Genomic DNA, 9,406 nt, shown 5'->3' on the forward strand with positions numbered 1-9,406 from the left:
GGGCAGCCTCAGTGCGCAGCGGCGCGGTGGGCGGCCTTGGCAACCTGCCAAGCAGCCTTGAGGGAGACGGACATCGCGGCGGCCCAGGTGGAGCCCGTGCGGGCCTGGTGCTGCTTCGCGGCGGCGGCGGCGTGAGCCATGATCGCGGCGCGGTCGAACTTGCCGGCAACAACGAGGGGCCGGCGGGTCTTCACGAAGCATTCGATCAGGCCACGAGCGGAGAGGAAGCCGGCGGGGAGCTGCACGCGATCGTTCCGCATGTCGCGGGTGGCGGCGGTCCAGGAGATCGTGCGGCGGAAGGACATCGGAGAGACCCATCGTTTTTCGATGGTTCTATCTATAATCAACAGTTTTAGACGGATCAAGCCCTTTTGGATGGTCTTGTCGTTTTTCGATCAATCAATCATATCTGCCGGATGATTTCGCCATCGCAGTGCCGGGCCGCGCGCGGCCTTCTGAATTGGACCCAGGCAGAGCTTGCCAAGGTTGCAGGCGTCGGGATTGTCACTGTTCGTCAGTTCGAAGGAGAGAGCGGCACCCCGCGAAGCGCAACGCTCGTCGTCATCGCCCAGGCGTTGGAAGCCGCCGGCCTCGAGTTCATCCCCGAGAATGGGGGAGGGGCCGGCATCCGGTTTCGTGAGAGGAAGACGTTGGCTGAGTGAGTGGCCGCCACAAGCTCTCAGCCATACTCGGCGATACCTGGATCGCTGATCGAGTACGAAGCCTTAGGCAACGCCTCTGCGCGCACCAATGGCGACCCGCGGAGGATATCCCCTGGTCCTACAGGCCAGGCGCATCCTGGAAAACGGCCCGTGCTACAGAGCGCTGCCCGAAATGCGGCAAAGTCCGTGAGCGGGACGTCTTCTGAGTGGCCTTGAGTAAATTCCGACGCCCCCCTCCCCGCCGGCCCGTGAGTAGATCGGGCGAGGCAGGCCTCAGTCGGAGTGCGGCGGCGAACCTGCGGCGATGGCTTCAGGCGGCGTGACTGCGCCCAAATCGCGTCCCTTCCTGACGCTCAATCAGCTGCCGCTGTTCGCGGATGATCGGGACGTTGCCCGCGCGGTCGTGGGGCCGGATCAGGAGAAGATCCGCCACTGCCTCGCATCCGTACCCTCCCTGGAGATGAGCGGACTGCCGAAGCGCCATACGGTCTATGGCCGCTACGTGCCAGCGGTCAGGCTGTTCTATGAGCGCCAGTACGGTATCGGCCCTGCGGCGCTCACCCAAAGCGCCCGCGACGAGATCCTGGCGAAGCTAGACAACCAGCCGCCCCCGAAGCGGAAGGGGCGGCGCCTGGATTGAGGGTGAGCGCTATGCTGAGGACGAAGGAGGGACAGGGCGATCCGGACCCGCCACAAGGCGATAGCCCGTGCCACCCTGGTCTGAACTCTCAGGTCACCGGGATAGCAGGGAGCCCGCCGTAGAGCGCTGCGTGCCCGGCATAGTAGAGAGCGAGGAAGCACGCGAGGGCCGCTGCGTAGTAGGCAGGCACCAGCATCGTGGTTCGGGCTCGGACTGCGACACGGGCATCGTCAGCAGCAATGCCGAGCAGCACGACGATGATGCCGGAATGACCAATCGCATCGACCTTGCCGAACTGGATCACCGCTGAGACGAAGACCGCGGCCAGGATTATCGCGCTCATCCTGCGCACCAGGGGGGTCCAGATCAGCGCAAAGGCGAGGGTGAACTCGATGACCCCAGCCGCATTCATGAACAGCTCGTTCGAGAAGCCCATGGTCATCTCGGGCTTGGCTGTCAGCAGCGGGTCGGTCCAGTGCGGGTAGGCCCACTTCTCAACAGAGGCCCACATCAGCGTGACGGCGGCGCTTAACCGAACAACGTCGAGGGGGCGTAAGGCGAACAGGGTGCGATCGAAGCTGACGAGTGTCAGGTAGGCGGCAATGCCGAGGAAAACCGGGTAATCAGCAAGGTGGAAAGCGCCGTAGTTCCAGGAGGCGAGGCCGAACAGGAACACGATGCCAAGGGCAGCAAGCGGCAGCGTCCGTTTCCAGATCAGCGTCGTGGCGATGCCAAGCTGCAGCCACGGGATCCAAGCGAGATCGGTCTTCAGCTCGGGTGTGAGGATGATGCCGCCGAGGTTCCACAACGAGACGAAGAAGAAGCCCAGGGTGGCTCGGACCAGCAGGGGGGTGTCCGTGCGCAGGCGCGACGTCACCCGATCGAGGGCATTCAGCAGGTACGTTCCAAGTGGCGTGCCTTCCATCATGCAGCCAGCCATCAAGCACACGACGGATAGGGCGACGAGCCATTCGAACTCGGCACAGAGCACCTGTTCGAGACCCCGCGGCTGACCGGCCACATCGTAGGCACAGAACCACTTCACGTGCGCACTCGCGCTACCAATCCCCAGCAGCATCAGAGGCACGGACAGGCATACCGCCAGCCATGAGGGGAGCAAGCTCGGAGCAAGCAGACGCATGAGAGGAAGCTCAGGGGTACGTAAGCGGGCACCCGCCCGCCTCAGTAGTTTCCTCCAAAGTTCCCTTGGACGCTAATGAATTGTTAACCAGCCTTTGTAGATGGTTAATCCCCCCGGCATCCTTTGCTTAACCCCTGCCTGCGAGAAACAGGCAGGAGATGCGAATGGCGGTTCTGAGTTTGGTGTGTCTGGTGTCAGGGGTCATTTCGGCCAGTGTCGCTTCTCAGCGCCCTCGGCAACAGGCCGTTCTTGAGAGCGTTGGCGGCGGCTTGCTCATCAGCGGCCTCTGCCTGCTAGGAGCAGGGCTCCCGCTGTTTCGATGAATGTTGAGCTATGCCGAGGACGAAGGAGGGACAGGGCGAGGCTGACACCCCCATCAGGCTGGAAGTCGTTCCTCGGCGCGGCCTGCGCCGCGAGGATGCCGCGCGCTACGTCGGCATCAGCACCACGAAGTTCGATGCGTGCGTGAGGGAGGGGCGCATGCCGCAGCCGTTCAGGATCGACGCCTGCGTGATCTGGGACCTGCGCCGCCTGGATGCCGCGTTCGATGCCTTGAGCGAGATCAGCGAGCCGAACTCATTTGCGGATTGGTCATGAGGTCTGCTGTAGCCCCTCTCCCATGAGATCCGAAAACGTTACTTGAAGACCAGCTCTGGATGTACGATTGCCCTCCATTGGGGGCACCACAACCAAGTAGCAGCATGTCAGAAAACACAGAAAATCAAACCACCGACATCATCGACCTCGCAGGCGACATCGTCTCCGCGTATGTGTCGAACAACTCCGTTAGACCGGCCGATCTGCCGGACCTGATCCGTCAGGTTCACACGGCGCTTCAGGCGCTTGCCACCGGAGCTGCAGCAAAGTCGCCCGATGCCGAGATCGAGAAGCCGACGGCGGCCCAGATCCGCAAGTCGGTGACGCCGGGCGGCCTGGTCAGCTTCCTCGACGGCAAGAGCTACAAGACGCTCAAGCGTCATCTGACCGGCCATGGCCTCGATCCGCACAGCTATCGTCAGCGCTACGGTCTCGCAGCCGACTACCCGATGGTCGCCCCGGATTATGCCGCTCATCGCTCCGCCCTGGCAAAGTCGATTGGTCTCGGCCGGGTCGCTGATCGCAGCGAGGACGTTCAGCCAAAGGCTAAAGGGCACACAAAGGCTGCATGACCCTTAAACCGTTCGTGCCATGCGCGGCAGTGGCAGCGCAGGCGCGAGCGGTTACAAAGCTGCGGCGTTCGGCAACCGCCTTGGAATGGGACGCAGCATGCTTTTGACCGTTTCATACGGCCTTGGCCGATTGATCACCTCATCGAGCCGGGACCAAAGTGTCTTTGGCGAGAAGGGCTTGGCGATGACTTCATTGACGCCCAAACGGACGGCGCGCTCGACCCTATCCTTCTGAGGCTGAGCCATCATCAAGACTATCGGTACGGTAGGAGCCGGGGAGGTTTCCGGGTTTCGGACCAAGCGGATGACCTCTTCGCCTGAGAGAATAGCAAGTTCCCAATCCAGGATCACCAAATCGGGGCGGCTCTCAGCGATACAGCCAAGCGCCTCTGCCCCGTCAACCGCTTCCTGTATCCGCCTGATCCCGGTTCGCTGCAGCATGTCGCGCACGATGCGGCGAATATAAAGGCTTTCGTCAGCAATAACGGCTAAAAGATCGGGAAAACTTGGAGCGCCGATCATAGGATGGAACCTCGTCGACGCACAAAATTATCGCGACATTGAACCTTAGCGCTATCTGCCTTAACTTTCTCCCCGACCAAAATTGTTGAACTGCGAGCCGCATTGCCATTCTCGATTTGATGCGATGGCATCTTGGCGCGCGTTAGGTCCGGCTAACCGGCTTCAGGCACTCTCCCTGCGAGCCAAGTTGCGTACCGGCTCAGCGTGAGATGGACGATCCTACCCCGCCGGTTCCGTGAGCAGATCGGACGGCGGGGGCAGGCTTGCCCCTGGCGTCGGCAAAGCCTCTCCCCTATCCCGTCCGGAGGTAAGCAGGCACGCCCCGTCAGCAATCCGCCCCGCGCCGGCTGCGTAGCGTTGACTTACCTGGGGGCGCACGGAGCGGCCAGTCTTTGGCGTTTGGCGCGCCCCGCCAGGCACCGGTTATCGGATCAACCACGTACCTGTGTAGGTCATGGCGGCTGAGTAGATGGGATGACCGTCCTCGTCCGTCACCAGCACCGAAAAAGCCTGGTGTTCGCCATCCGTAGGGACCTCGTGGGCGACGATCTGAGGCAAGACCGTCTTCGCGTGCCGAGCCGCCTCCTTTGGACCGGCAAGGTCTATGCCCTCGTCATCACGAAGCGTCTTGCCGTCATGGATGTCGAAGAAGTAGCGAGGCATAGGACCCTCCATGCGTAGCAGGCGGGAGCACACAAGGTCTCACAGGCGCGGAAGGCCAGGGGTAAGGCCGCGATGCGCTATGTTATAGACGCGATACCCGATCAAACATTTAACAAATGGGTGTGGTTTTTTGCCTCTGGAAAACAGCCCCCTACCCTAGATAGTCAGGTAAGGCGGAGCCTTCGGGTTCAGCTGCAGGTAGTTCGGGTTGAAGCCTGCATAGCTCTGGATTGCGGCAAAGTCGGGTAGTGTGACCCGTCGCTCCTTGAATACGACGAGCCCCGAACCGCGCAACTGCTGAAGCACTCGGTTCATATGAACGTTCGACAGCCCAGTCGCGTCGCCGAGGTCGAGTTGGGTGAGGGGGAAGGCATAGCTGTCCTTGGTCGCAAGCCCGACCACCTGAAGGCGGATCAGGAACTCGCAGAACAGATGAGCGACCCGCTGGTCCGCCGAACGCCGGCCCATGCACACCAGCCACTCCCTGAGGATCGCCTCGTCGACGAGGCCAGCCCACTGCAGGGCGCGGTTCAAGGCCGGGTGATGGGCAGTGAGATCATTCACAACGGAGCGCGGGATGCGCACCACGTCGCAGGAACTGATCGTTCCGATGCAGTGGTCCATCGCGCCGAGGATCGAAACGTTCAGGTCGCAGAAATCTCCTGGGATCAGAAAGCCGACAATCGACCGGACGCCGCCCGGAAGAACCTTGTAGCGGCAGGCAAAGCCTCTCTGGATGAGATGGACGTGATCCGGCTTGTCCCCTTCCAAGATGAGGTTGGTTCGAGAGTGAACCCCGCGAAGATGCGCACTCGCATTCGTAAGGGCTTTCTCGTCAGATTTAGAAAGTACGAAACGGTGGCGAAGCTTCTGAATGAATGGATTGAGCATGTGCACTCCCGGGCCATGCCCTCCGGCGGATATGACGAGCCAAGCCTCGATAATCCATAAGAATGCACTGAAACTTGCTATGCAACCCGTGAAGTCATTACAATGTGATGATTGTGACAGCGCGCAGCCTGCGCTAACGGACAGCGTAACTCATGCCAGCCGCTTGAAATCGTGACCTTTGCGATGAAAAAAATTCTCACCAAGATGTTACAAACTGAGGCTCCGAGCGTCAGATTTGATTATTAGCGCGTATCCTCGATCGCGAGGCCTGTGCCCGTAGCTAACTGGCTGGCGTCAGGAAGGCGGGGCCAGAGTTCGCAGGGCAGGGACGCCTCCCTGGAAAGATTGTCGAGCCCGTGCCGCCGCCATGCCTCCGTCAAAGCCCGCCGGCCTGCATCTCGCACCCCGTAGGCTGCACCCGCCGCACCCGGCCCTACCGCCTGAACACGAAAACGGAAGCCCGATGATCCAAGACATGAACCCTGCTGAGCGCCGCGCCTACGACCTTGGCATCTGAGCCGCGATCGATGCCGCCCGCATCGTCGTAATCACCATCGAGACCACCGAGGACGCCAGCAGCTACCGCAAGCGCATCGCGGCCGGAACGCTCGCCGCCTTCGCTGAGGCCGTCGAGGGGTTGAAGCTCGCCCAGGTCGAGGCCCCATCGAGCACCGCTATTCCCCGGTAAGAACCGGCTGCTGGGCTATTATCCGCCGTTAGGAAAAGGGCCGGCGCGGCGCCCTGTTCTCGCCCTGTTACCAGGGCTGCCCCGCCGCTGTTTGCGCGGTGTTACCAACAGCACCCGGGCGCAATGAAATGCTTTGGCCTGCCCCGTATTCTCCCCGTTGATACGGGGACCACAGCAGGGCGCGCTACACGTTTTTCATTCGCTAGAAATGGTCGCCAAGCCTCCGCGTCGCCTCGCGTGCGCCCGCGCGTATTAATCCCGAAACTCAGCCCCGGGGGCGCATCCGCCGCCGCGGTTCTTGCCCGGTTGATACCGCGAGAGAGGGCCGCGCCGAGCCCGCCGGCAGCGCCCATTATCTGCCTTCGATAGAGCGCTGCGGGTGATTGCGAACCAGAAAGCGAAAGATCTGGATACCTAGTTCAGATCCTCTGTAGGCCAGTGGATGGTAAGCGGTGTCTGGAGCCGCCCTTCCCGGGTTGATTGCGATGGGGGATTCTGACGGTCCCGGGTTCGGATCGTTTTATGTCTATGCTTGAGGATATGGTCGAGCCGCNGTAAGCGGTGTCTGGAGCCGCCCTTCCCGGGTTGATTGCGATGGGGGATTCTGACGGTCCCGGGTTCGGATCGTTTTATGTCTATGCTTGAGGATATGGTCGAGCCGCCGCGGTCGTTCCGCCGGCTGGAGGTGATTACGGGCGTGGGCGGCCGTCGGCGCTGGTCCGATGCTGAGCGTGAGCGCATCCTGGCCGAGGCGACCGCCCCCGGCGCGGTGGTCTCGGTGGTCGCTCGCCAACACGGGATGAGCCCGCAGCACCTGTTCACATGGCTTCGCTCAGCACGGCGTGCGGTGACTGCGCTTCCCGAAGCCCCGCAGCTGAAGTTCGTACCGGCGCTCGTCGAGGATGTAGCAACCGATCCAGCGCCGCGACGATCCCGGCTTCGGACCTCGCATCGGTGTACGCCTACCGCCGCGATTGAGCTGGATTTGGCTGGCGTGACCGTTCGGATCGGCGCGGGCGCGTGTGAAGCGACGATCGCGTCGGTGATCCGGGCGCTGAAGGCCACGGCATGATCGGGCCATCCGGTGCGGTGCGCGTGATGATGGCGACGCGGCCGGTGGACTTCCGCAAGGGCATGGACGGGTTGGCCGCTCTGGTGCGAGATGCGATGGGCGGGGATCCATTCTCCGGCACGGTCTACGTGTTCCGCTCGAAGCGAACGGACAGGGCCAAGCTTTTGTTCTGGGACGGGAGCGGGGTGGTCCTGGCGACCAAGCGCCTGGAGGCCGGTCAGTTCTGCTGGCCGAAGATCGAGGATGGCGTCGTACGCCTCACGGCGGCGCAACTCGCAGCCCTGCTCGAAGGGCTCGACTGGAAGCGTGTTCATGTGGCGCGTACGGTCATCGCACCGGCGGTCGCAGGGTGAGCAAAAAGGCTGCTCCGGTTGCTCCCGAACGATGGTAAGGCACTGGCGGATATGCTCTAATCCGCTCCGTGACTAAGCCTGCTTCACCCCCATCCAACGATCCCGAGACGCTCAAGGCGCAACTCGTCGAGGCGCAGGCCGAGAACGAGCGGCTGCGCCAGATCATCCTGGCGATGCAGCGCCACCGCTTCGGACGCCGGGCCGAGAGCCTGCCCGAAGACCAGCTCCTTCTCGGGCTGGAAGAGGCCGAACAAGTCGAGGCCGCGGGTTTTGCTGCCGAGGAGGCCGAGCCGGCCAAGAAGACGGCCCGGGGGCTCAAGCGCCGCACCAACCGCGGGGCGCTGCCGGCCCACCTGCCGCGGGTCGAGACCCTCGTCGACATCGACAGCACCGCCTGCCCGTGCTGCTCGGGCGCCCTGCACAAGATCGGCGAGGACGTATCCGAGCGCCTCGACGTGGTGCCGGCACAGTTCCGGGTGTTGGTGATCCGCCGCCCGCGCTACGCCTGCCGGGCCTGCGAGGACGCGTTCGTGCAGGCCCCGGCACCGCCCCGGCTGATCGAGGGCGGCCTGCCCACCGACGCGCTGGTCGCGCAGGTGCTCGTCTCCAAATACGCCGACCACCTGCCGCTCTACCGCCAGGCGCAGATCTTCGCCCGCCAGAGCGTCGTCCTCGACCGTTCGACGCTCGCCGACTGGGTCGGGCGGGCCGCCTTCCTGCTCCGGCCGGTGCACGCGCGGCTGCTGGAGACGCTGAAGCGCTCGGGCAAGCTGTTTGCCGACGAGACCACGGCGCCCGTGCTCGATCCCGGGCGCGGGCGCACCAAGACGGGCCAGCTCTGGGCCTACGCCCGTGACGACCGGCCCTGGAGCGGATCCGATCCACCCGGTGTCGCCTACGTCTACGCCCCCGACCGCACCGCCGGCCGGCCGATCGCGCATCTGGCTGGGTTCGAAGGCGTGCTGCAGGTCGACGGCTATGCCGCCTACGAGGTGCTGGCCAAGGGTGGCGCGGTGCGGCTGGCCTATTGCTGGAGCCACGCACGACGGCTGTTCTACGAACTTGGCCCCGCCTCGCCGATCGCCACGGAGGCGCTGGCGCGCATCGCCGCGCTCTATCGGATCGAAGCCGAGATCCGCGGTCGCCCGGCCGACGAGCGGCGTGCCGTGCGTCAGGAGCGAAGCCGGCCGGTGATCGAGGCACTGGAGCCGTGGCTGCGCGAGAAGCTCGGCCTCGTCAGCCGCAAGAGCAAACTCGCTGATGCGATCCGCTACGCCCTCTCGCGCTGGGCCGGCTTGAGCCTGTTCCTCGACGACGGCCGGGTCGAGATCGACTCCAACATCGTCGAGCGCGCGATCCGGCCCCTGGCGCTGAATCGGAAGAATGCGCTCTTTGCCGGCTCGGACGGCGGCGGCCAGCATTGGGCGGTGATCGCCTCGCTGATCGAGACCTGCAAGCTCGTCGGCGTCGARCCGCACGCCTATCTCACCGACGTCATCACCCGCATCGTCGAGGGCCACCCACAGAGCCGTCTCGACGACCTGCTGCCATGGGCCTACCAGGCCATGCCAGCCCTCAAAGCCGTGGCCTGAAAACAGCGCTTAC

The 9,406-nt window shown here is 63.5% G+C and carries 12 protein-coding genes; 7 read left to right on the top strand and 5 right to left on the bottom strand.

Annotation, left to right across the window (positions count from 1 at the left end):
• Nucleotides 1–8 precede the first annotated feature (8 nt).
• On the bottom strand, nt 9–305 hold the full coding sequence (locus ASF41_RS12990) for a hypothetical protein (protein ID WP_056493778.1): 297 nt from the start codon (nt 303–305) through the stop codon (nt 9–11).
• Between the two features lie 66 nt (nt 306–371).
• Between ASF41_RS12990 and ASF41_RS12995 the strand changes: the two genes are divergently transcribed.
• Together ASF41_RS12995 and ASF41_RS13000 are read left to right on the top strand one after the other, a co-directional pair.
• On the top strand, nt 372–662 hold the full coding sequence (locus ASF41_RS12995) for a helix-turn-helix domain-containing protein (protein ID WP_348271632.1): 291 nt from the start codon (nt 372–374) through the stop codon (nt 660–662).
• Nucleotides 663–966: 304 nt separating this feature from the next.
• Nucleotides 967–1,302 carry a hypothetical protein gene (locus ASF41_RS13000; protein WP_056493784.1) on the top strand — a complete coding sequence of 112 codons (336 nt, stop codon included), beginning with the start codon at nt 967–969 and terminating at the stop codon, nt 1,300–1,302.
• Between the two features lie 88 nt (nt 1,303–1,390).
• Here ASF41_RS13000 and ASF41_RS13005 read toward each other — a convergent pair whose 3' ends face one another.
• Nucleotides 1,391–2,380: a hypothetical protein gene (locus ASF41_RS13005; protein WP_082504363.1), complete on the bottom strand. Its 990-nt coding sequence runs from the start codon at nt 2,378–2,380 to the stop codon at nt 1,391–1,393.
• A gap of 396 nt (nt 2,381–2,776) precedes the next feature.
• Between ASF41_RS13005 and ASF41_RS13010 the strand changes: the two genes are divergently transcribed.
• Nucleotides 2,777–3,040, top strand: a complete 264-nt coding sequence (locus ASF41_RS13010) for an AlpA family transcriptional regulator (protein ID WP_056493788.1) — start codon at nt 2,777–2,779, stop codon at nt 3,038–3,040.
• 104 nt (nt 3,041–3,144) lie between these two features.
• A complete protein-coding gene (locus tag ASF41_RS13015; protein ID WP_056493791.1) occupies nt 3,145–3,612 on the top strand; it encodes a MucR family transcriptional regulator in 468 nt (155 codons plus the stop codon).
• Between the two features lie 51 nt (nt 3,613–3,663).
• Here the strand turns inward: ASF41_RS13015 and ASF41_RS13020 are convergent, their stop codons facing one another.
• The 3 genes from ASF41_RS13020 to ASF41_RS13030 all read right to left on the bottom strand — a co-directional run bounded on the left by ASF41_RS13020 (nt 3,664) and on the right by ASF41_RS13030 (nt 5,688).
• Entirely contained in the window at nt 3,664–4,134 is a 471-nt protein-coding gene (locus ASF41_RS13020; RefSeq protein ID WP_056493794.1) for a PleD family two-component system response regulator, read from the bottom strand.
• A 423-nt stretch (nt 4,135–4,557) separates the two neighbouring features.
• On the bottom strand, nt 4,558–4,797 hold the full coding sequence (locus ASF41_RS13025) for a DUF6894 family protein (RefSeq protein WP_056493797.1): 240 nt from the start codon (nt 4,795–4,797) through the stop codon (nt 4,558–4,560).
• A 156-nt stretch (nt 4,798–4,953) separates the two neighbouring features.
• Complete coding sequence (locus ASF41_RS13030; protein WP_082504358.1) at nt 4,954–5,688, bottom strand: Crp/Fnr family transcriptional regulator; 735 nt, start codon at nt 5,686–5,688, stop codon at nt 4,954–4,956.
• A 1,325-nt stretch (nt 5,689–7,013) separates the two neighbouring features.
• Here ASF41_RS13030 and tnpA point away from each other — a divergent pair.
• The 3 genes from tnpA (at nt 7,014) to tnpC (ending at nt 9,393) form a co-directional block, all read left to right on the top strand.
• Complete coding sequence (gene tnpA, locus ASF41_RS13035) at nt 7,014–7,448, top strand: IS66-like element accessory protein TnpA (protein WP_244479645.1); 435 nt, start codon at nt 7,014–7,016, stop codon at nt 7,446–7,448.
• A complete protein-coding gene (tnpB, locus tag ASF41_RS13040) occupies nt 7,445–7,801 on the top strand; it encodes an IS66 family insertion sequence element accessory protein TnpB (protein WP_056493806.1) in 357 nt (118 codons plus the stop codon). The genes tnpA and tnpB overlap by 4 nt, the downstream gene beginning before the upstream one ends.
• A 68-nt stretch (nt 7,802–7,869) precedes the next feature.
• Nucleotides 7,870–9,393: an IS66 family transposase gene (tnpC, locus tag ASF41_RS13045; RefSeq protein WP_056493809.1), complete on the top strand. Its 1,524-nt coding sequence runs from the start codon at nt 7,870–7,872 to the stop codon at nt 9,391–9,393.
• Nucleotides 9,394–9,406: the final 13 nt, after the last annotated feature.

This window comes from Methylobacterium sp. Leaf111, assembly GCF_001423285.1.
Lineage (GTDB): Bacteria > Pseudomonadota > Alphaproteobacteria > Rhizobiales > Beijerinckiaceae > Methylobacterium.

What these genes read in the sequence shown, in the direction of transcription:
- ASF41_RS12990 (WP_056493778.1), bottom strand. Translation starts at nt 305, where the DNA reads ATGTCCTTCCGCCGCACGATCTCCTGGACCGCCGCCACCCGCGACATG.
- ASF41_RS13000 (WP_056493784.1), top strand. Translation starts at nt 967, where the DNA reads ATGGCTTCAGGCGGCGTGACTGCGCCCAAATCGCGTCCCTTCCTGACG.
- ASF41_RS13005 (WP_082504363.1), bottom strand. Translation starts at nt 2,380, where the DNA reads ATGCTGCTGGGGATTGGTAGCGCGAGTGCGCACGTGAAGTGGTTCTGT.
- ASF41_RS13010 (WP_056493788.1), top strand. Translation starts at nt 2,777, where the DNA reads ATGCCGAGGACGAAGGAGGGACAGGGCGAGGCTGACACCCCCATCAGG.
- ASF41_RS13015 (WP_056493791.1), top strand. Translation starts at nt 3,145, where the DNA reads ATGTCAGAAAACACAGAAAATCAAACCACCGACATCATCGACCTCGCA.
- ASF41_RS13020 (WP_056493794.1), bottom strand. Translation starts at nt 4,134, where the DNA reads ATGATCGGCGCTCCAAGTTTTCCCGATCTTTTAGCCGTTATTGCTGAC.
- ASF41_RS13025 (WP_056493797.1), bottom strand. Translation starts at nt 4,797, where the DNA reads ATGCCTCGCTACTTCTTCGACATCCATGACGGCAAGACGCTTCGTGAT.
- ASF41_RS13030 (WP_082504358.1), bottom strand. Translation starts at nt 5,688, where the DNA reads ATGCTCAATCCATTCATTCAGAAGCTTCGCCACCGTTTCGTACTTTCT.
- tnpA (WP_244479645.1), top strand. Translation starts at nt 7,014, where the DNA reads ATGCTTGAGGATATGGTCGAGCCGCCGCGGTCGTTCCGCCGGCTGGAG.
- tnpB (WP_056493806.1), top strand. Translation starts at nt 7,445, where the DNA reads ATGATCGGGCCATCCGGTGCGGTGCGCGTGATGATGGCGACGCGGCCG.